The 20,692-nt window shown below is 39.2% G+C and carries 20 protein-coding genes and 1 riboswitch; of the genes, 12 read left to right on the forward strand and 8 right to left on the reverse strand.

The genetic code is table 11. The features are described 5' to 3' along the window. Positions 1–7: 7 nt before the first annotated feature. Entirely contained in the window at positions 8–1,540 is a 1,533-nt protein-coding gene (locus DK428_RS00265) for a Na+/H+ antiporter NhaC family protein (RefSeq protein WP_109063969.1), read from the reverse strand. Between the two features lie 99 nt (positions 1,541–1,639). Then, positions 1,640–1,814, reverse strand: a riboswitch (Lysine riboswitch). A gap of 165 nt (positions 1,815–1,979) precedes the next feature. On the opposite strand from DK428_RS00265, the gene DK428_RS00270 reads away from it, so the two are divergent. From DK428_RS00270 to DK428_RS00290, 5 genes are all read left to right on the forward strand, one after another. After that, complete coding sequence (locus tag DK428_RS00270; protein ID WP_109063970.1) at positions 1,980–2,378, forward strand: H-NS family histone-like protein; 399 nt, start codon at positions 1,980–1,982, stop codon at positions 2,376–2,378. A 71-nt stretch (positions 2,379–2,449) separates the two neighbouring features. Next, complete coding sequence (purU, locus tag DK428_RS00275; RefSeq protein ID WP_109063971.1) at positions 2,450–3,286, forward strand: formyltetrahydrofolate deformylase; 837 nt, start codon at positions 2,450–2,452, stop codon at positions 3,284–3,286. Between the two features lie 158 nt (positions 3,287–3,444). After that, positions 3,445–4,074 carry a 23S rRNA (uridine(2552)-2'-O)-methyltransferase RlmE gene (gene rlmE, locus DK428_RS00280; RefSeq protein WP_109063972.1) on the forward strand — a complete coding sequence of 210 codons (630 nt, stop codon included), beginning with the start codon at positions 3,445–3,447 and terminating at the stop codon, positions 4,072–4,074. A gap of 113 nt (positions 4,075–4,187) precedes the next feature. After that, positions 4,188–6,128, forward strand: a complete 1,941-nt coding sequence (ftsH, locus tag DK428_RS00285; RefSeq protein ID WP_109063973.1) for an ATP-dependent zinc metalloprotease FtsH — start codon at positions 4,188–4,190, stop codon at positions 6,126–6,128. 95 nt (positions 6,129–6,223) lie between these two features. Further along, entirely contained in the window at positions 6,224–6,760 is a 537-nt protein-coding gene (locus DK428_RS00290) for an elongation factor P hydroxylase (protein ID WP_109064131.1), read from the forward strand. 128 nt (positions 6,761–6,888) lie between these two features. Here the strand turns inward: DK428_RS00290 and DK428_RS00295 are convergent, their stop codons facing one another. From DK428_RS00295 to DK428_RS00310, 4 genes are read right to left on the reverse strand one after another with little or no spacing between them, the layout of a single operon-like run. Further along, entirely contained in the window at positions 6,889–7,947 is a 1,059-nt protein-coding gene (locus tag DK428_RS00295) for an ABC transporter ATP-binding protein (RefSeq protein WP_109063974.1), read from the reverse strand. A 21-nt stretch (positions 7,948–7,968) separates the two neighbouring features. Beyond that, positions 7,969–9,663 (reverse strand): ABC transporter permease, encoded by a 1,695-nt coding sequence (locus tag DK428_RS00300; protein ID WP_109063975.1) that lies wholly within the window; start codon positions 9,661–9,663, stop codon positions 7,969–7,971. Between the two features lie 2 nt (positions 9,664–9,665). Then, entirely contained in the window at positions 9,666–10,745 is a 1,080-nt protein-coding gene (locus tag DK428_RS00305) for an ABC transporter ATP-binding protein (protein WP_109063976.1), read from the reverse strand. A gap of 21 nt (positions 10,746–10,766) precedes the next feature. Next, positions 10,767–11,765: an ABC transporter substrate-binding protein gene (locus DK428_RS00310; protein ID WP_109063977.1), complete on the reverse strand. Its 999-nt coding sequence runs from the start codon at positions 11,763–11,765 to the stop codon at positions 10,767–10,769. A 373-nt stretch (positions 11,766–12,138) separates the two neighbouring features. On the opposite strand from DK428_RS00310, the gene DK428_RS00315 reads away from it, so the two are divergent. From DK428_RS00315 to DK428_RS00325, 3 genes are read left to right on the forward strand one after another with little or no spacing between them, the layout of a single operon-like run. Further along, a complete protein-coding gene (locus DK428_RS00315) occupies positions 12,139–13,389 on the forward strand; it encodes an ABC transporter substrate-binding protein (RefSeq protein WP_109063978.1) in 1,251 nt (416 codons plus the stop codon). After that, on the forward strand, positions 13,386–15,368 hold the full coding sequence (locus DK428_RS00320) for an ATP-binding protein (protein WP_109063979.1): 1,983 nt from the start codon (positions 13,386–13,388) through the stop codon (positions 15,366–15,368). The genes DK428_RS00315 and DK428_RS00320 overlap by 4 nt, the downstream gene beginning before the upstream one ends. Then, a complete protein-coding gene (locus tag DK428_RS00325; protein ID WP_109063980.1) occupies positions 15,361–16,611 on the forward strand; it encodes a sigma-54-dependent transcriptional regulator in 1,251 nt (416 codons plus the stop codon). The genes DK428_RS00320 and DK428_RS00325 overlap by 8 nt, the downstream gene beginning before the upstream one ends. Before the next feature lie 54 nt (positions 16,612–16,665). Here the strand turns inward: DK428_RS00325 and queF are convergent, their stop codons facing one another. Together queF and DK428_RS00335 are read right to left on the reverse strand one after the other, a co-directional pair. Continuing rightward, positions 16,666–17,505: an NADPH-dependent 7-cyano-7-deazaguanine reductase QueF gene (gene queF / locus DK428_RS00330; protein WP_109063981.1), complete on the reverse strand. Its 840-nt coding sequence runs from the start codon at positions 17,503–17,505 to the stop codon at positions 16,666–16,668. An 8-nt stretch (positions 17,506–17,513) separates the two neighbouring features. Beyond that, positions 17,514–18,296, reverse strand: a complete 783-nt coding sequence (locus tag DK428_RS00335; RefSeq protein WP_109063982.1) for a Zn-ribbon-containing protein — start codon at positions 18,294–18,296, stop codon at positions 17,514–17,516. A gap of 107 nt (positions 18,297–18,403) precedes the next feature. Here DK428_RS00335 and DK428_RS00340 point away from each other — a divergent pair, with 107 nt between their 5' ends. The 4 genes from DK428_RS00340 (at position 18,404) to cspD (ending at position 20,058) form a co-directional block, all read left to right on the forward strand. Then, a complete protein-coding gene (locus tag DK428_RS00340) occupies positions 18,404–18,721 on the forward strand; it encodes a YqcC family protein (protein ID WP_005700578.1) in 318 nt (105 codons plus the stop codon). Continuing rightward, positions 18,715–19,425, forward strand: a complete 711-nt coding sequence (gene truC, locus DK428_RS00345) for a tRNA pseudouridine(65) synthase TruC (RefSeq protein ID WP_109063983.1) — start codon at positions 18,715–18,717, stop codon at positions 19,423–19,425. The genes DK428_RS00340 and truC overlap by 7 nt, the downstream gene beginning before the upstream one ends. Before the next feature lie 53 nt (positions 19,426–19,478). Further along, complete coding sequence (locus DK428_RS00350) at positions 19,479–19,640, forward strand: YoaH family protein (protein WP_005703262.1); 162 nt, start codon at positions 19,479–19,481, stop codon at positions 19,638–19,640. Positions 19,641–19,848: 208 nt separating this feature from the next. Further along, the gene (gene cspD, locus DK428_RS00355; protein WP_005700573.1) at positions 19,849–20,058 is read left to right on the forward strand and encodes a cold shock domain-containing protein CspD; all 210 of its coding nucleotides are present in this window, start codon (positions 19,849–19,851) and stop codon (positions 20,056–20,058) included. A gap of 65 nt (positions 20,059–20,123) precedes the next feature. Here cspD and matP read toward each other — a convergent pair whose 3' ends face one another. Further along, on the reverse strand, positions 20,124–20,570 hold the full coding sequence (gene matP, locus DK428_RS00360) for a macrodomain Ter protein MatP (protein WP_050693738.1): 447 nt from the start codon (positions 20,568–20,570) through the stop codon (positions 20,124–20,126). Positions 20,571–20,692 lie beyond the last annotated feature (122 nt).

Raw genomic sequence — 20,692 nt, forward strand, 5'->3', positions numbered from 1 at the left:
TCACAATTTAGCGTTTCTTAAAGATAAACACTAATAAGGCTAATACTACGCCGGTGGTAATAAATCCTAAGATACCGGAGTAAGTTAGGCCAACAACGATATAGCCTGCGATACTTGCAATTGCAACCGTTACGGCATAAGGTAACTGTGATGTTACATGATCCATGTGGTCACATTTTGCACCGGTTGAAGATAAGATGGTGGTATCGGATACCGGTGAACAGTGGTCGCCACATACGGCACCCGCCATAACGGCAGATAAACATGGCAACATAAGTTCTACCGAGCCTGCCGCTGCGTGAGCGGCGATGGCAGCAGCAATTGGCAACATAATGCCGAATGTTCCCCAGCTAGTCCCTGTGGAAAAGGCCATGATCGCAGCCAAGATAAAGAGTAGTGCAGGTAATAAAGCCAATGGTAACGTGTCGGAAACTAGAGACGCCAAATAAGCACCGGTTTGTACGTCACTGACCACATTATTAATCGTCCATGCGAAGAATAAAATTAAAATCGCGCCAAGCATGGATTTCATGCCAAGTAACCAACCTTTGATATATTCTTGAACGCTGACTAGGCGATCTGCCGCAATACAAATAGACGCCATAACGACCGCACTTAAACCGCCGACAACAAGAGAGATACCTACGGTGGTGTTTTCAAATGCGCCTAATACACTAAACGGTTTACCATCGGCAGCCAAGGCTTCGTTGCCGGTATACATCATGGCAGAAACAGTGACAATGATAAGCGTTAAAATAGGTAATACGAGATTACGCACATGACCGTTAACACCGGAAAGTTTTTCTTCTTCTGTATTATTTGCTTCTAAAGCCAGTCTTTCATGTCTTGCCATGGAGCCAATATCAAAAGAAAAATAGGCTACGAAGAACACCATAAAAATGGAGAAAATAGCGTAATAGTTCATCGCGCTCATTGCCATGAAAGCACCAATAGGTGAATATCCGGTGATGGAATAGGTGGCTAATAAGCCTGCAATTAAGGTGATGATGTAAGCTCCCCAACTGGATACCGGCATTAAAACACACATCGGTGCGGCGGTGGAATCTAAAATATAGGCTAATTTAGCACGGGAGACTTTGAATTTATCGGTAATAGGACGGGCAATGGCGCCTACGGCTAGACTGTGGAAATAATCATCAATAAAGGTGATAAATACCAAAGAGGCGGCAACCAATTTTGCACCGCGACGGTCTTTAATATGTCGTTGTGCCCATTCGGCAAAAGCGCGGTTACTGCCCGACATACTTAAAAGTGCGGTTAAAACACCGAGCAATAATAAGAAAATTAGGATATTTATATTATTTGTATTTAATCCGTCATCTTTAACGAATAGGGATGAAACATTATTTTTTAAATAAATGAGGGTATTAAGCGGGTTAAAATCAGCCAACATAGCTGCTCCGACCAGAATACCGATACTCAAAGAAAGTAATACCTTACGTGTCACAATGGCAAGCAACAGGGCAAGCACCGGTGGCAGTATCGACCAAATTGAAGTGGAATAGTTTATGAGTTCCATAATGTTGTTCTACCTAAATAAAGGGAGAACCACTGACTTTAAATATTTAAAATAGTATTAGAAATGATTTAAAAAAAGGTAGGTAAAATAAGACCTAACCTAACCAGTAGCGCTCCATAGTTGTAAATATACTATGACAGTGACGGTTCTTTCGAATACGCCACCAACCGATTAAAATGACTTTTAATCGATTTCGGCAAATGTTCCTTTCAATTTTCTTCATCGTTATCCACTCTGAAAATATACTTATAACATTTGCACCTCTACATACGTAGGATGGCATAAGACTACAATAAAAAAGCACTAATGCCAATAATAATTGTCTATAAAATTGCAAATTGTTTATGGTGAAAAAAATCGTATTTACCTTACCCTATAATTTGTTTATTATAACCCGCGTTCATGTTAATCAGTGTACATATAGAGAGGAGAGAAATTAATGACTGATGTGTTAAAAGTATTAAACAATATTCGTAGTTTACGTGTCATTGCCCGTGAATTACCCCTAGAACAGTTGGAAGGTATTTTAGAAAAAGTTCAATTAGTTGTAGCTGAGAAAAAAGAGGAGCTATTAAAAGTTCAACAGGAAGAAAACGAGCGTCAAGAGCGTATTGCAAAATATAAAGAATTGTTAAAACAAGAAGGTATTACGGCAGATGAATTAGCCGAAATTTTAGGCTCTGACGTTGTTCGTAAGAAAAGAGAATCCCGTCCGGCAAAATATCAATATGTTGATGAAAATGGGGTGGTTAAAACTTGGACAGGTCAAGGTAGAACACCAAAAGCTATTCAAGTACAATTGGATAAAGGTAAATCCCTATCTTCTTTTGAAATTTAATTACTTCTTGCGCTTTCACAAAGAAACCCATTTTTATGGGTTTTCTTTTTTTATCAATATGATAGAAGCTTATGATTGAAAATAAAATATTACTCACTGACTGCCCGGATGATAAAGGCCTGATCTCTAAAATCACAAATATTTGTTACAAGCATCAACTAAATATTATTCATAATAATGAATTTGTTGATTTCGAAACCAAACATTTCTTTATGCGTACGGAACTACAAGGCATTTTTAATGAAGAAACATTACTGACGGATTTAAATTTTAGCCTACCAGAAAAAACAAACTGTCGCTTAATTAGTACAAAACGTAAACGGATCGTTATTTTGGTCACCAAGGAAGCGCATTGTTTAGGCGATATTTTAATGAAAAATTACTATGGCGGTTTAGATGTAGACATCGCTGCAGTAATAGGTAACCATAACACATTGCGTAGTCTGGCAGAGCGCTTTGATATTCCTTTCTTTTGTATTAGCCATCAAGATTTAACCCGTGAGCAGCATGATCAATTATTGGCAGAAAAAATTGATGAATTTGCACCAGATTACATTGTTCTTGCGAAGTATATGCGAGTGTTGAATCCAAAATTTGTGGCACGCTATCCTAACCGTGTTATCAATATTCACCACTCATTCTTGCCGGCTTTTATTGGTGCTAAACCTTATCAGCAGGCATATGAGCGCGGTGTCAAGATTATTGGTGCAACGGCGCACTTTATTAATAATGAGTTGGATCAAGGTCCGATTATTATGCAAAATGTGATTAATGTTGATCATACTTACAGTGCTGAAGCTATGATGAAAGCAGGGCGTGATGTGGAAAAAACAGTATTAAGCCGCGCCTTAGATTTAGCGTTGCACGATCGGATTTTTGTTTATAAAAATAAAACGATCGTTTTATAGACCGCACTTTAGTTGCTACAATAAGCGTCATTCTGATTTAAGCCACCTTTCTGTCGCAAATTGAAGGAAGGTGGATTTTTTATTAATTATGATTTAAGGCTTGAAAAGTAAAGCTTGAGCCTTCATATACAACGACATTACGATACACAAGACAAGTTATGGGCAAAAAAAAACGCTCGGCGAGTTCTACCCGCTGGTTAAACGAACATTTTAAAGATCCTTTTGTACAAAAAGCGCATAAGCAAAAATTGCGTTCCCGCGCATATTTTAAACTTGATGAAATCCAACAAACTGACCGTTTATTTAAACCCGGCATGACCGTGGTTGATCTTGGCGCCGCACCGGGCGGTTGGTCACAGTATGTGGTGAGCCAAATCGGTCATAACGGACGGGTTATCGCTTGTGATATTTTGGAAATGGATCCTATTGTCGGAGTAGATTTTCTACAAGGTGATTTTCGTGATGAAAATGTGCTGAATACCTTATTGGAGCGAGTGGGAGAAGATAAGGTGGATGTTGTGATGTCCGATATGGCGCCGAATTTCAGCGGAATGCCATCGGTAGATATTCCGCGAGCGATGTATCTGGTGGAATTGGCACTGGATATGTGTAAACAAGTTCTCGCCAATAAAGGAAGTTTTGTAGTAAAAGTTTTTCAGGGTGAAGGTTTTGATGAATACTTAAAAGAGATTCGCTCTCTGTTTAGTGTAGTGAAAGTTCGGAAACCTGAAGCCTCTCGAGATCGCTCTCGGGAAGTCTATATCGTAGCAAGCGGGTATAAGTTTTAGCTAAATGGGTTAGCAATAAAAGTAATTAGTTTGATAACTTTAACTTTAGTGATAAATATAGTAATCTTGCAACATTTTGTTAACTTTATGAATGGGGTAATACCTTGAACGACATGGTAAAAAATTTAATTCTTTGGGTGGTTGTTGCAGTTGTGATGATGACTGCATATCAAAGTTTTAATGCAGCTTCCAACGGAGGAGTGACGGACTATACAACATTTATTTCAGATATTGAAAATAATCAGGTTCGTCAAGTGAAGTTTGAAGATAACGAGATTTTAGTGACCAAAGGTGATGGCGCCAGATATACGACAATTATTCCGTTGGAAGATAAAGACCTTTTAAATGATTTATTGAAGAAAAAAATTAAGATAGAAGGTACACCACCGGAAAGAAGAGGATTGTTATCTCAAATTCTGATTTCTTGGTTCCCGATGTTGTTATTAATCGGCGTTTGGGTTTTCTTTATGCGCCAAATGCAAGGCGGTGGCGGCAAGGCTATGAGCTTTGGTAAAAGTCGCGCCCGCATGATGACACAAGAACAAATTAAAACCACTTTTGCTGATGTAGCCGGTTGTGATGAAGCAAAAGAAGAAGTGGCTGAAATTGTTGATTTCTTGCGTGAGCCAAAAAAATTCCAAAATCTTGGCGGTAAAATTCCAAAAGGGATTTTAATGGTTGGCCCTCCGGGAACCGGTAAAACTTTATTGGCTAAAGCCATTGCCGGGGAAGCAAAAGTGCCTTTCTTTACCATCTCAGGTTCTGACTTCGTAGAAATGTTCGTTGGTGTTGGTGCGTCTCGTGTGCGTGATATGTTCGAACAAGCGAAAAAAAATGCGCCTTGTTTGATTTTCATTGATGAAATTGATGCTGTAGGTCGCCAACGTGGTGCTGGTCTTGGAGGCGGCCACGATGAGCGTGAACAAACCTTAAACCAAATGTTGGTTGAGATGGATGGTTTTGAAGGCAACGAAGGTGTGATCGTCATCGCAGCGACTAACCGTCCTGATGTTCTTGACCCGGCATTAACCCGTCCGGGACGTTTTGACCGCCAAGTTGTTGTTGGTTTGCCTGATGTTAGAGGCCGTGAGCAAATCTTAAAAGTGCACATGCGTAAAGTGCCGATAGGACCGGATGTGGATGCCATGACATTAGCGCGTGGAACGCCGGGTTATTCAGGTGCGGATTTGGCCAACTTAGTGAATGAAGCAGCGTTATTTGCTGCACGTACCAACAAGCGTATCGTTACCATGGTCGAGTTTGAAAAAGCCAAAGATAAAATCAACATGGGACCTGAACGTCGTACCATGATTATGACCGATAAGCAAAAAGAGTCCACCGCATATCACGAAGCGGGACATGCTATCGTTGGTTATTTGGTGCCGGAACATGACCCTGTGCATAAAGTCACAATTATTCCGCGCGGACGTGCCTTAGGGGTAACTTTCTTCCTACCGGAAGGCGATCAAGTGAGTATCAGCCAAAAACAATTGGAAAGTAAACTTTCTACATTGTATGCGGGACGTTTAGCAGAAGACTTAATTTACGGTGAGGAAAATATTTCCACCGGTGCGTCTAACGACATTAAAGTGGCAACCAATATTGCGCGCAATATGGTCACCCAATGGGGTTTCTCCGATAAACTTGGCCCAATTCTTTATACAGAAGATGATGGTGAAGTTTTCCTCGGTCGTTCAATGGCGAAAGCAAAACATATGTCCGATGAAACGGCTCACGTGATTGACGAAGAGGTTCGCGCAATTGTTAACCGTAACTATGAGCGTGCAAGACAAATTCTGATCGATAATATGGATATTTTACATGCCATGAAAGATGCTTTAGTAAAATATGAAACTATCGAAGAAGAGCAAATTAAACAACTTATGAATCGTGAACCGGTGACTCCGCCATCAGGTTGGGAAGAGCCGAGAGACAATGGCAATAAGGCGCAGCCGCAACAACCAAAAGCCGAAACGCCAAAAACAGAAGATCGGGAATCTACAAAAGATACACAAAGTGCGGTTGAAAAAGATACCGATTCCGAATCTTTATAATGCTAATTAAAAAGCCTTTCTCCTTTGTTAGAAAGGCTTTATTATCACAACCCACTTTTTGAAGTGGGTTTTATTTTTTTGGAGACAAAATGGAACTGGAACACAAAATCGAAGATTTAATTGCAATTTTCAATCAATGTTTTGAACAGGAATACAACACTAAATTGATCAAAGGCGGAGATGAACCGCTATATGTGCCGGCAAATGAGGATTGTCCTTACAACGCCATCTATTTTGCTCGCGGATTTTACAGTAGCGGATTACACGAGATTGCGCACTGGTTGGTTGCCGGCAAGGAACGGCGTAAATTAGAAGATTTCGGTTATTGGTATGAACCTGATGGGAGAACAGAAGAGCAACAGCGCTTATTTGAAAAAGTAGAAGTCAAACCGCAAGCGCTTGAATGGATCCTCGCCACGGCAGCCAATTTCCGCTATTTTGCCAGTTCCGATAACCTTAACGGCCAACCGGGCGATACCCAACCTTTTAAGCTGGCGGTGTATGAACAAGTTAAAACTTATGCGACTAAAGGGCTACCGAAACGTGCTGAAACCCTCCGTCAAGCCTTAGCTAAGTTTTATGGCACGGAAGATAAAATTGATTTAACCAAGTTTGATGTAACAAGAATTTAGAGCGCGAAAAGTGCGGTCAAAATCCACAGCGTTTTTTAGCCGCACTTTGATAGGTTAAAAACAGTTAAAATTTACACCGCACTTTTGGCTTATCGTTCACAAAAGTGCGGTCATTTTTACAAACGTTTTTATTCGGCGGGATACCAATGCAGTTTGCTAAACTGAATCTGGCATGATTCGCCTTCGTTTAACAACGGATCACGCCGTCCTTTTTGTACGCGCAGTTCTTGATCACCGATATGAACGCTATAATCAATGACCTCACCTAAGTAAGAACGGCGTTTCACGATGCCGGGAATTCCGCCTTGATTGACGAATTCAATTTCTGACGGGCGACTTGCCAATAAGGCTTTGCCTTGTGCCAGTAATTCGGTAGGTGGTGGCGGTTGAATGTCGAATACACCCTCACAGTGATCAATTTTAACGCCTTGCGCGGATAAATTGACGTTTAACTGATTGGATAAGCCAATAAAATTAAACACAAATTTATTGATCGGATTATTGTAAATATTAAGTGGCGTATCAATTTGTTCAATCATGCCTTTTTTCATCACCATAATTCGATCAGATAATGCCATGGCTTCCGATTGGTCGTGAGTTACGTAAATAATGCTAAAACCAAATTTACGCTGCAACTCTTTGATTTCAAATCGCATTTCCTCTCTTAAGTGAGGATCCAGGCTGGATAACGGTTCATCCAACAACATCACATCCGGGTTTAGGGCTAAGGCTCGTGCCAATGCAACCCGTTGTTTCCCACCACCAGACAGATCATCAGGGCTTTTGGAAGCTACGTCCAGCAAATTAGTATGCCTTAAGGCATCGGTCGTACGTTTTTCAATTTCCTGCTTGGATAATTTCTTCAGCGTTAGCGGAAACGCTACATTATCGTATACCGACATATGCGGCCACACAGCAAAGGCTTGGAACACCATGCCGAAATGACGTTTTTCCGGTGGTAAATAAAAGTTGGTGGCTTTGGAAGAAAGCACTTTATCACCTACTTTAATTTCGCCGGCATCTAAATCCTCAAAGCCGGCAATCATGCGTAACGTTGTGGTTTTTCCGCAACCGGATGGTCCTAACATAGAAAAGCATTCTCCTTTTTCAATGGACAGATTTAGATCGGGAATTGCTATCACATCGCCGAATTTTTTCATGACGTTATTTAGTTGAATATAACTCATCTTATTCTCCTTAATATTCGGCTATTTCTGCGTTTTCTTTTCAGCATAACGTTTTATCACGGTTTGACCTACCACGATAATAATTAACGCAATGCCTGCCAGTGCAGCGGAATAAACGGTTTCACCATCTTCATTTAAAGTATAAATGGCAACCCCGATGGTTCGGGTAGAAGGTCCGTACAGCATAACGGAGACCGTTAATTCGCGTAGTGCAGGTAAGAAAATCAAGAAGAAAGCGGCAATCATGCCCGGTCTGACCAACGGAATGACGATGTCTTTCAACGATTGCCACATACTTGCCCCACAAGCACGAGCAGCTTCTACTAAGGAATCATGCACTTGTTCCAAGGCTGCAGAATTGGCTTTCAACGAGAACGCCATATAACGAGCAATGTAGGCGATGAGGATAATCCAGACAGTATTGTAGAGGTTAATACCGAATTTGCCACTCCATGCCAGAATCACCCCTAAGGCGATAACGGAACCCGGAACGGAGAATGGAAGCATACCAAGGAATTCCAAAATGCCTTTACCTCTGACCCGCATTTTGACGATAACGTAAGAGATCATCACCCCGGCAAACATGGTAATTATAGCAGCGGCTAAACCTAGGGAAACACTATTGCGGATGGCGTCTTTGGTCAGTTGCCATTCAAATAGGATAAACTTGTAGTTTTCCATGGTGAGATTTTCCCAAGTGATCGGTAAGCCGTAAGTTTTTAAGCCGCCCACTAAGAAAATTGTCGCTGTTGGCAATACGATGGTGAAAGCGATATAAAGTAGGCAAATAATTAATAACGGCATGCGCAAGCCTCTTAGCTTTACTTCTACCGGTCGGAAACTTTTACCGGCAATGATTTGGAAACGTCCGCGATTTAACACTTTATTTTGTAGCCAAATGATAAAGGCTGCGGTAACCACTAACACGGTTGCCAGTACCGTACCTGTACGAATGGCATCAAAACTACCCGCACTTTGGTGAATTCGTTCGTAAATTAAGGTTGGGATATTGAAAATGCCGTTTTCAATACCTAATACAGCCACTGTACCGAAGTGCGCCATGGAGTAGAGCATAATCAATAATGCACCGGAAACGATACTCGGCATAACCAACGGGATCGTGATTTTACGGGTAATCGTGAACAGGCTGGCACCGGAAATGCGGGCGGACTCTTCTAAGGTAGGGTCCATGCGCTCCAACGCACCGCACACTTGAATGAATACGAACGGGAACAAATACATGGTTTCCACTGCCATAATGCCGGCGTAGCTGTAAATGTTAAATACCGGTTCTTCAAAGCCTAATGTATCCATGAAGAATTGGTTTATATAACCTGCACGTGGTGAAAGTAGCATTTTCCAAGCAAGTGCGCCAATAAATGAAGGTAACATGAACGGCACTAAAAACATAACTTTCATAAAGCCTTTATAAGGCAGATCCGTTCTGGTTACCAACCAAGCGAAAAATGTGCCTACACAGGTACTCATGATTGTTACGCCTGAAGCGATGAATAAAGAATTCAATAATGCTTCATAGGTTTCCTGCTGTTTGAGAATTTGTACTACATCGGTAATGTTAAATTGCCCGTCAACCCAGAAAGAGTTGATGAAAATTAACAGTACCGGTACGGCAACAACGATAACTAAAATCCCAATGGATAGAGCAAGAATGGCATTGGCGATATTGAACGGACTTTTATTTGTTATTACGGCCATACTTACCCCCTTGCCGAATCCGTTGTATTCGGGAACCAAAGCAAATCATGGAAATTCACATAACAGCTTTCTCCCTCCGTAAACATTAAATTTTGTTGTAATGCTTTATTAGTTGGAACTTCTGTACGGAGCGTTACGCCGTCGATTTCCAACATATAATCCATTACTGCGCCGAGAAAACTGGCACGCACCACTTTGGCGTGTAATCCTTCTCCTTGTTTGCTGAGAATAATATCCGACGGGCGACAGCCGAATTTACCGGATTCTTGTGGCAAATCATTCCAGAGAATTGCTTGGCTGCCTTGACCGACAAGATGTTGACCTTGCTCGTAACGTACCGGAATAAAATTCGCCAAGCCCATAAATTTAAATACGGTTTCATTGGCAGATTTTTCATAGATTTCCCAAGGCGTGCCAACTTGTTCAATAGAACCGTCAGTTGCCATAATTGCCAAGCGATCGGAAATCGCTAAAGCGATTTCCTGATCGTGGGTGACGTACATAATGGTAATGCCGAGTTTTTTCTGTAACTCTTTAATTTCAAAGCGCATTTCTTCGCGCAAATTGGCATCCAGATTATTTAGCGGTTCATCCAGTAACATTAGTGACGGTTTGGCAACTAATGCTCTCGCTAAGGCAACTCGTTGTTGTTGACCTCCTGATAATTGCGATGGCATGCGTTGTTCCAAACCGGTTAAATTCACTAACTCTACAACCTCCATGACTTGTGCACGAAGGGTTTCTTTATCCAGATTTTTGAATTTTAACGGATAAGCGATATTGTCAAATACCGTCATATGTGGCCATACGGCGTAGTCCTGAAAAACTACGCCTAAACCACGCTGATCCGGCTGAATATCAATATGTTCAGCCGGATCACTGACAACAGTATCGTCAATTAGAATCCGCCCAGAATCCGGTACATCAAATCCAGCCAAGAGGCGTAATAAAACGGTTTTTCCACAACCGGAAGGGCCTAGTAAGGTAAAGCATTCACCGTCTTTTACAGTTAACGACAAATTTTTTAACACTTGATGGGAGCCGAATGCTTTGGAAATATTTTCAAATGTAATTGTTGCCATAAAGCACGTCCTTCAAGCGGTTTAATTACGACCTTGCAGAATTTGGGTGAATTTTTTTACGGTTTCTTCTTTGGAGGCGATAACACTCTTATAATCAATCGGAATTGCTCGGCTCATTGCTTCTTCAGCGGATGGCAAACCGAATTCAGGGTTTGGTTCAATTCCTTTTCTTACCGGTAAAGTACCTTCATGAGCAATGATTTTTTGTGCATCTTCGGAAAGTAAGAAATCAATAAATTTTTGGGCGCTAGAAAGATTTTTTGTACCTTTCATAATGGCTGCCGGGCTAGGAATGACCAACATTTCTTTCGGATAAGCGAGTTTTAAAGAGGCTCCTTTTCTAATCTTATCATTAGTGATGTAATCCACGGCTAATGATGCCAATAAGTCGCCTGAAGCAGTGTCATCGATTACCTGACCGGCACCTTTACCGATTTTGGCTTTATTTTCTTTTAATTTTTCAAAGTATTCCCAACCGAAAGTAGATTTTAGCAACGATACGCTCATATAAGACGTACCTGAAAGAGCCGGGTTAGCAATACCAAATGCGCCTTTAAATTGCGGTGTGAGAACATCAGCCCATTGTGACGGTGGATCTTTTTTCACAAAACGGGTGTTATAGGCGATGCCTAATGTTCCCAAACGAATTGGCGTAAAGGAACCATCAAAGTCCGGAATTGGGTTAATAATATTTCCTACTTCCGATGAAACATAGGTCTCTAACATACCACTTTCTTTCATATGAAAGAAATCAGGCACTTCACTGGTCCAGATAACATCCGCCATAATTTGTCCTGATTCTTTTTCTGCGGCAATTTTCGCCATCAATTTACCTGCGCCGGCAGATTGGTAGTCCATAGCGATGTCCGGATATTTTTCATTGAACTTGGTTTTTAACGCCCCAATGAGGGATTCTTTCATTGAGGTGTAAACGATGAGTTTGTCTTGGGCGACAGCTATGCCGCTGATGGAAAGTCCTAAACTGAGTGCAATTAAGCCTGAGGTGAATTTCTTATTCATAATCAATTCCTTAATTTATCGATGTGAGTGTATGAGAGGTACTGCTTGACGAGCGATTCACTGAACAGAAAGTGAAATTCAAAAGTACAATAGCACTAATACAAAATAAGAAAAGTGGACTCAAAGAATAGAAATGAGGCATTTTTGACTCAAATATAGCCTTTTGCTTAAGCTGTTTTGACTCATTTATGGACATTATCGGAAATATGACCTAAGAAAATTGCCATGAGTAACTCAAAATATCGAGAATAACCAAATTTTAATTATTTGAAATGGATCACAAAAAATATGAATGGATTGGTATTTTATAGAATTTGAGTGGAATTCAAGGTTAGAATCATTTTATTCAACATATTTCGTATAGGTGATTTATATGTCGGGGCTAAAACGAGGTTATTTTAATTCTCTGCTTGTGGTGCTGATCATGGCGTTATCCTGTTTCGGAAGAGTATATGGCAATGAATTGGTCATCGGTACGACATTTTCACCGGAATCGCTATCTTACTTAATTACCGAGTGGGAAAAACAACCGAATGCTGCCCCGATAAGAATGCTAAACAGAACAAGCAACTCGTTAAATAAGTTATTTGATGATGAAAAAAACGATAATATTGATCTTGTTTTAAGTTCCTCTCCTATGCTGTTTTATCATTTGCAGGAAAAACAACGATTGGCTGCTTTGCCGGATAAATTTAGCCAGGGAAAAAAATTCGTACCGGAGATTTTACAAAAAACAACCGTAGCATTTTCACTATCGGGGTATGGGATTTTGTCTAATGTATCACTGCTGGAAAATGCAGAAGTGGATGTTCCCACCGACTGGTCAGGGCTTATTTCTCCTAATTTGCAGGGATTGGTTATTATGAGTAGTCCGAGCCGTTCCGATACGACGCACATTATGATTGAGGCGTTATTACAGAAACAAGGGTGGCAGCAAGGTTGGGCGTTAATTCATCAAATTATGGCAAATGTCGGAACCATTTCTTCCCGTAGTTTTGGTGTCGTTGATAAAGTTCAGGCTGGGTTAGGTGCTGCAGGGATTACCATTGATAATTACGCAAATTTGCTCACACATTACAATGCGGATCCGCATTCCGCTTTGATGTTTAAATATTTTCCGAATTTCCCGGTTTCACCGACGTTTATCGCAATAACAACAAATAGTGCCAATAGCCGCCAGGCATCGGCATTTATCCATTTTCTCTTAAGTAATTCGGGGCAAAGCACGTTGTATCACAGCAAAATGGGAAAATATCCGATTATTCCGTTAGCCAAATCCCATCCGCTATATGCAGCCCAACAATTTTTATTTTCCCAACCGACGATTGATTATCAGCTGATGTTAAAACGTCAGGACGTGGTTAAACTGATGTTTGAGCATCAGATTATTCACCGTTTAGCTCAAATTCAAGAAAACTGGAAAATTCTGTATCAAAAAGAACAACAAGCAGGACATACATTACCGGAATTGCGGAAATTTTTGACCGCACTTCCAGTAACGGAAAAGCAGGCGGCTGACGAGAATTATTTGGAAACGTTTAATTCAAATGAGGCGTTACTGGATTGGCAACAATTTTTCATGTTACAGCAAATGCGATTTGTCGATGCAGTAGAAAAATTATGAAAAAATGGTTTAAACGCTTAGATATCAGCACAGGTTTACAACTATCGCTTATTATCAGTGCGTTGTTTTGTCTGTTTATTGGTGCAGTCGGTTTATATACATGGCATCAGCAACGCATAGAAATTGATTTTGCTATTGATCAAAATTTTCCAAAGATTCAAGCCGCTTTCCGCATGGAGGAGCAAATTAATGTATTGGAAAATACATTACTAAATGCAAAGAATATTCGAAATACGGAAGAAAAAATTAAATGGTTTAATGCGTTACATAAACAAATTAAAACGCTCAAAGACGTGACTCAATCATTAAATGACGATTTGAATGATGAAATTCCCACTATCGTAATTAAACAAGCCAATCTTCTGCAAGAACTGTCATCAAATATCGATAATCAATTAATCTTGAATACGAAATTTAATAAAATATTATCTGAAATCAATTGGTTGCATAATGATTTTTGCGATGAATTTAAGGCGTTGTTACAGGAAATTATTTGGCAGCAAACAACATTAGCGAACCATCTGAAGGATAATTTAAGTAGATCTAAACAGATTGAGCAACTTAGAAAATTTCAGTATGAATTATTGCTACTTTATGATTTCCTTACTTATGAAGAACAAATTGTCACAGAACTAAAACAACATATTGTCAACCGCTCTGATTATTCATTAGTTGCTCTCACAAATTCGCTTAATTATTTAAAGAATTTAATTGATCAAAAAGTTAAGTCTTTAGATAACCATACTTCAAGCTATACGATTAAACAAATTATTGAGTCCTTGCTGACCATCGGAGAAAATGAACAATCTTTACCTAATTTATTAACCGAAAGAAAGAAGCTGGATATTTCCCAACAGCAATTAATGCATGAAAGTGAATTGCTCATGTCAAAATTAAGGCTGCAAATTAATAGTCAGGTCGGTGATAATCAAAAGCAATTAGAATTGTTTCATTATTTAATAAATAAAACTACCAGAATAAATGGCTTGATTATTCTGTCTGCCATTTTATTTGTTGTCCTTTTTGTTGCAGCGATTAATTTTTATTATATTCGACGGAGATTAATAGAGCGTTTTCAATCTCTTAATCAATCTGTTGAAGGAATTATTAACGGCGACTCCTCCGTTAAAATTTCAGTTTGTGGTGATGATGAATTAGGGCGTATAGCAAAATTATTGCGATTGTTTTTATTTGAGGTTAATACAAAAAATGAAGAATTAGAAACAAGGAATCAAATTTTATTAAATGAAATTAGTGAACGTATTGCAATCCAGGAAAAACTGGTCAGCACACAACAAGAATTAATTCAAGCGGCAAAATTAGCGGTGGTAGGACAAACCTTAACATCTATTCACCATGAAATTACACAGCCGCTAAATGCAATGAATGCGTATATTTTTAGTGCAAAAAGAGCGGTCAAAAACAATGATGTTTTTTCTGCAAATAATTATTTAGAGAAAATAGAACATTTAGTGGAACGTACGGCGTTGGTGGTGAAAAGGCTGCGCCATTTTTCCCGCCAAACCACAAATATATTGCATGAGGTTAATTTATCGGAATGTATAAATAATGCCTGGGATTTGCTCGAACCAAAACATAAGCATCTTAATGCACAGGTATATCTTCCTAGTGAACTACCAAATGTATTAGGTGATGAAATTTTATTAGAGCAAGTATTTGTTAATGTTTTTCTGAACTCACTGGAAGCCATACAGCATGAAAAACCGAAAATTAAAATAGAAGTACAACATATATCACAGCAGAAAATGACATTGTGGATTTCTGATAATGGTTCCGGTTGGCCTTTGTCAGATAAATTATTACAACCTTTTTCCAGTAGTAAATCCATTAATTTGGGTTTAGGGTTGGCGATAAGTTTATCTATTATGCAGCAATGCCAAGGTGAGTTATTAATAGCCTCCACGTTAACAAAAAATGCGCTTATTATTTTGGAATTTAAGGTGGTGAATAATGGTTAATTATCAGAATAATGTCTTATTAATTGATGATGATTTTGATATTTTGGAATCGTATGCCGACTTATTACAACAAGAAGGTTATTCTGTATTTGCAACTTCTGAACCCAAAGAGGTTATTCATCAAATCCCGGAAAATTGGTATGGCGTTGTTATTTGCGACGTATTATTGCCGGGCATTTCCGGATTAGATGTATTAGATCGAATGATTGAAATTGATAGCCAAATTCCGGTGATTATGATTACCGGCCATGGGGATGTGCCCATGGCGGTAGAAGCTGTTAAGAAAGGGGCGACAAATTTCTTTGAAAAACCTGTTTCTCCTGAAAAATTACTGATTCAAGTAGATAAGGCTTTAGAAAAACGAAAAAGAGTGATTGAAAAGCGCCAATGGCAAATGGAAAAAATTAATGACGTTTTTATTGGCAGCAGTGTTTGGATTAACGAGTTAAAAAAACAATTACAGAAACTGGCAAATTCAAATTTACCGGTTTTTATTTGGGGAGAAATTGGCACCGGTCGTCATTTGGCAGCCACATATCTGCATAAATTAAGTGACCGAAAAACATTGCCGCTGGTTTTTCACGAATGTAAACAAAATGACAATATTAATATTATTGAGTTAATTAAAGAAACAAAATCAGGGACTTTAATTATTAAGAATATGCATTATCTTCCTGATGAAGAACAACAATATTTAATTCAGGTTCTACATCATGAAGAGAGTCAATTCCGTTTAATTTTACTGAGCAATACCGAGCTTAACGAATTAATTCGCTGTCGGCAGATAAGTGCCGAGTTTTATTATTTTTTTATTTATACTCAAATTGAAATGCTTCCTTTGCGTAAACATATTGTTGATGTAGTTGATATTTTTAATCATTATGTGAAAAATATTTGTGTGAGATTAAATAAATCCGTCGTAATGCCGGATAAAAAAATATTGCAAAGTTTACGTAATAAAGAATGGCACGGAAATGTGAAAGAATTGATTAGCGTCGCGGAACTTTATGCAATCGGCTTACTTTCTCATATTCCTTCGGCGGTTCCTCCCGTATTTAATGATGCTCAGATGAATTCGTTAGATGAAAAACTGAATCAATATGAAAAGCAACTTATTGAAGATGCGCTGGTTTTTTATCAGGGGAAAATTAATGATGTGGTTAAGCATCTAAATATTCCCAGAAAAAAACTTTACCTACGTATGAAAAAATATGGGTTGGATAAGAAAAATTATAAATTATAAATCAAAAAGTGCGGTCAAAATCCACAGCGTTTTTTAACCGCACTTTTGCTTTTATTATTGACGAGCCAATCTTAAATTTGGCGGTAGTGGCTCAAAATTTGAACGATAAGGATTGATATCTAGGCCACCGCGGCGGGTATAGCGTGCGTAAACAGTGAGTTTTTCCGGTGCGGCGAAGTGCATTAAATCGCAAAAAATACGCTCGACACATTGCTCATGGAATTCGTTATGTTGACGGAAGGAAATGATATAACGCAATAGCTGTTCATGGTTGATTTGCTTGCCTACATAATGAATTTGCAGACTGCCCCAGTCCGGTTGTTGGGTAATAAGGCAGTTAGACTTGAGTAAGTGGCTGACCAACATTTCTTCTACAATTCTGTCGCTTGTACAATCTTTCAATAATTCTGCATTAAACGCATAATCCTCAATTTCAATATCCTGCCCATCAATACAGTCACCGTCTAATGCAGCGATGGGTTGTTGAGTATAATCCGTTAAGGAATTTAACCGCACTTTCACCTCACCCTTAGCACAATCTTGCAAATCCTGCTGCAAAATTTGCTGAACCTCATTGAAATTGGCAAATCGGGTTTGATTAAAGCTATTTAAATAAAGTTTAAAGCTTTTTGATTCGATCAAATTTTCACTACGAAAATCAATGCTGACATCGGCAATTGCCACTTGTGGAACTCCTTTCGGGTTAAGCCACGAAATTTCGTATGCCGTCCAAATATCCGCACCGACGGTAAAAGGTTGAGTTGTTGTAATGTTCAGCATGTCGCGGTTTAAGTGACGCGGAACGGGTTGTAATAAAGTGCGGTCATATTTTTCCGCATATTTTGTTTGTTGACCGAGTTTAAGGGCGTTTAGGCTTTTATCTTGATAATGCATGGGATTCCTTATTGCCAGTGCCATGAGAGATTGGAAACGAGGCGGCAATGATCACATTTAAAATATAAGAAGTCAAAAAGTGGTTGCTTCAGTGTCCACGCACGTTTGCATAATGGACAATGGGAATGTAATTCGGCTTCTCGGCTTTCACCGCCGATTCGATACAAATAATAGTATGTGGGGATGCCGCTGTGGCGGGTAATTTCTTGAGCTAAGTGATAACCATGTTTAAACAAATGAGTTTCCGTACTGCTAATTTGTTCCAATGCTTCTTTTTCTAACACGGAACCATTCATTTGCAACTGATCGCACGCCTGCCAATTTTCTTGCCATTTAATGATGTCCATTGCTAAGTGCGGTATGTTTTTCAGTTGTTTATACAACGGAATCGGTTGCAAAGTATCACCGCTATGTAATGGTGAGCAAGATTGTAAATAGGTCGTGTAGAGCAGTTGCCAAGAAGGTGTTTCCGACGCAGTAATGTCGGAATTGAGATCTTCCGCTACGATTTGAAAACTCTCGAAAAACACACCGCACTTTTCAGCTTCTAGAAGGGCTTGGGTGACCGGCTGATTGTTAAATTCAGCCAATAATGAGGTTTGTTCGGGACAAGTCACACGCACGGCCAAGCCTTGTTGATTTTCCTGCTCGGCAATAAATTGCGGGATTTCACGTCCAATAATCTGTCCGTTATAACGCCATTGCTCAATCAGTTGATTGACGCAATGGGCTTGTTTTTCCAGTGAAAAATCACTTTTTTGAAGAGAAAAAAAGGTTTCGATTAAATACATAATAGATCACGTTAATATGAAAAACCGAATTTTACACTAAATTTGTTCAACTGGCGCAAAAGCATGAAATCTTCTACAATGGCGAGTTTATTTTTATGAGGTGTTTTATGCATCAACAAACCCGATTACATTTGCAACATTTACAGCATACTATGGAACGTCTGGCGTTGTGGCAAAGTGTTCCGCCACAAGAAGCGGCTTTTTTAAGCGAACAACCTTTTGCGTTGGATACGATGAATCCGACGGAGTGGTTGCAATGGATTTTTATTCCGCGGATGCACGCTTTGGTAGAAAGCCAAGCGCCATTGCCGCGCCAAATCGCTATTAGCCCTTATTTGGAAGAGGCTTTGAAAGAAGAGGATTATTTAGCGGAATTATTAATCCCGATCATGGAAATTGAAAAGCTGTTGCAACAACAATGTTAGAGATTTTATATCAGGATGATGTATTGGTCGCCGTAAACAAACCGGCGGGAATGTTGGTACATCGCAGTTGGCTTGATCGCCATGAAACACAATTTGTTATGCAAACCTTACGCGATCAAATCGGGCAGCTGGTTTATCCTATTCATCGATTAGATCGTCCGACATCCGGCGTTTTGCTTTTTGCCTTAAACAGTGAAATAGCTAATTTGTTATGCCTACAGTTTGAGCAAAAACAAACGGAAAAACAGTATTTAGCTGTAGTTAGAGGATATGTGACAGGGCATGGCGAAATTGATTATCCGCTAAAGATTCAGTTAGATAAAATTGCCGATAAGTTTTCTCAACAGGATAAAGCGCCACAAAGTGCGGTCACTTTTTATGAAGGATTGCAGACCGTGGAAATGCCTTACGATGTAGGGCGTTATGCCACTTCCCGTTATTCTTTGGTGCGTTTGGTACCGAAAACGGGGCGTAAACACCAGTTACGTCGTCACATGAAGCATATTTTTCACCCGATTTTAGGGGATACACAATATGGTGATTTACATCAAAATCGTGCTTTAACGGAGCACACCGGATGTTCCCGTTTAATGTTACACGCGGAAAAATTAACCTTTGTTCATCCGATGACTCAACTTCCGATTACGATTCAGGCAGGATTGGATGCGCAATGGCGGAATTTAATGCAAACTTTTCAGTGGTAAAAAATACGTAAAAAAATGACCGCACTTTTTATGAAAATAAGAAAGGAAAGAAAATGTTAGATAAAGACTTATTAAACCTCACTCATGAACAGCAACAACGAGCAGTTGAGAAAATTCAAGAATTAATGGCTCAAGGCATTGGTAGCGGAGAGGCAATAGCCTTAGTGGCAAAGCAATTACGTGAACAGAATAAAAATACGCAAAATCATAAATAATCAGCTAAAAAACCGGAAAAGCTGAAGGGTTTTTGCACGTTATTTTTATTAATTTTTGTGATCTCTGTTTGATTTTCAAACTTTTTTTATTGCATGAGTGATAAATTTATTTAAAGATGGCACCAGCAAATTAAGGTGATAGGGCAGTATGTCTTATTGAAGTAAAGGTAGTTCTAAATGGACTAAAAAACCATAAGAGGTTTAAATTATGGAAGTTGGTGTTGTTAAATGGTTTAATAATGCGAAAGGATTTGGGTTTATTTCTGTAGAAGGCAGTAATACCGACATTTTTGCACATTATTCTGTTATTGAAATGGAAGGCTATCGTTCCTTAAAAGCGGGGCAAAAAGTACAGTTTGAAGTCATTCATGGCGACAAAGGTTCTCATGCCACAAAAATTATTCCGGTTGTAGAATAACTATAAAAATTTCCTTATTTAGTCATTGAAATTTAAAGACAAGCACATTTCGGTCTTGTCTTTTTTTATTTCAGTAAATCTTTCAACCCAGCCTTCATGGCTGACATTTGGCTTTCGTATAAAGCTTTCTTTTCACGTTCGTCGATCATGTAAGAAATAGTTTCCGACAACGTCATTTTCATTTTGCGGGAATATTTGGATAAACGTAGCCAAACGGCATATTCCAAATCAATGGATTTTTTCTTGGTGGATTGTTTTTCACCGTTAAAGAAACGTTTTCTTCTGGCTCGAATGGCTTGATCGAGTTTAATGACCAACTCCGGTGCCAAATGGGTTTTTATCCATTCTTCAATTTGTTGCGGATAGTTTTGGCAGCCGATGAGTTGCTTTACGATGTCTTCTTGTAAACTTTTTTCGGCGTAACGGGTGATATTTTCGCCTTCACGGGCTTTTTTGGTTAAATAAACCCATTTCCAATGTGCTTCTTGATTTTCTAGCTTTTGATATTTCATTTTTATACATGATTTTAGTGACGTGGTAACTGTGCCACTATACGCTTTTTGTGACGGATTTTCTAGCAAATTTTTACTCGATACGCATAAATATGCGATAATGCCACCAAACAACCTTTAAC

Source organism: Aggregatibacter kilianii, from assembly GCF_003130255.1.
Lineage (GTDB): Bacteria > Pseudomonadota > Gammaproteobacteria > Enterobacterales > Pasteurellaceae > Aggregatibacter > Aggregatibacter kilianii.

Excerpts from the sequence above, each read along its gene's own strand:
- DK428_RS00265 (WP_109063969.1), bottom strand. The coding sequence starts at position 1,540 with ATGGAACTCATAAACTATTCCACTTCAATTTGGTCGATACTGCCACCG.
- DK428_RS00270 (WP_109063970.1), top strand. The coding sequence starts at position 1,980 with ATGACTGATGTGTTAAAAGTATTAAACAATATTCGTAGTTTACGTGTC.
- purU (WP_109063971.1), top strand. The coding sequence starts at position 2,450 with ATGATTGAAAATAAAATATTACTCACTGACTGCCCGGATGATAAAGGC.
- rlmE (WP_109063972.1), top strand. The coding sequence starts at position 3,445 with ATGGGCAAAAAAAAACGCTCGGCGAGTTCTACCCGCTGGTTAAACGAA.
- ftsH (WP_109063973.1), top strand. The coding sequence starts at position 4,188 with ATGGTAAAAAATTTAATTCTTTGGGTGGTTGTTGCAGTTGTGATGATG.
- DK428_RS00295 (WP_109063974.1), bottom strand. The coding sequence starts at position 7,947 with ATGAGTTATATTCAACTAAATAACGTCATGAAAAAATTCGGCGATGTG.
- DK428_RS00300 (WP_109063975.1), bottom strand. The coding sequence starts at position 9,663 with ATGGCCGTAATAACAAATAAAAGTCCGTTCAATATCGCCAATGCCATT.
- DK428_RS00305 (WP_109063976.1), bottom strand. The coding sequence starts at position 10,745 with ATGGCAACAATTACATTTGAAAATATTTCCAAAGCATTCGGCTCCCAT.
- DK428_RS00310 (WP_109063977.1), bottom strand. The coding sequence starts at position 11,765 with ATGAATAAGAAATTCACCTCAGGCTTAATTGCACTCAGTTTAGGACTT.
- DK428_RS00315 (WP_109063978.1), top strand. The coding sequence starts at position 12,139 with ATGTCGGGGCTAAAACGAGGTTATTTTAATTCTCTGCTTGTGGTGCTG.
- DK428_RS00320 (WP_109063979.1), top strand. The coding sequence starts at position 13,386 with ATGAAAAAATGGTTTAAACGCTTAGATATCAGCACAGGTTTACAACTA.
- DK428_RS00325 (WP_109063980.1), top strand. The coding sequence starts at position 15,361 with ATGGTTAATTATCAGAATAATGTCTTATTAATTGATGATGATTTTGAT.
- queF (WP_109063981.1), bottom strand. The coding sequence starts at position 17,505 with ATGCATTATCAAGATAAAAGCCTAAACGCCCTTAAACTCGGTCAACAA.
- DK428_RS00335 (WP_109063982.1), bottom strand. The coding sequence starts at position 18,296 with ATGTATTTAATCGAAACCTTTTTTTCTCTTCAAAAAAGTGATTTTTCA.
- DK428_RS00340 (WP_005700578.1), top strand. The coding sequence starts at position 18,404 with ATGCATCAACAAACCCGATTACATTTGCAACATTTACAGCATACTATG.
- truC (WP_109063983.1), top strand. The coding sequence starts at position 18,715 with ATGTTAGAGATTTTATATCAGGATGATGTATTGGTCGCCGTAAACAAA.
- DK428_RS00350 (WP_005703262.1), top strand. The coding sequence starts at position 19,479 with ATGTTAGATAAAGACTTATTAAACCTCACTCATGAACAGCAACAACGA.
- cspD (WP_005700573.1), top strand. The coding sequence starts at position 19,849 with ATGGAAGTTGGTGTTGTTAAATGGTTTAATAATGCGAAAGGATTTGGG.
- matP (WP_050693738.1), bottom strand. The coding sequence starts at position 20,570 with ATGAAATATCAAAAGCTAGAAAATCAAGAAGCACATTGGAAATGGGTT.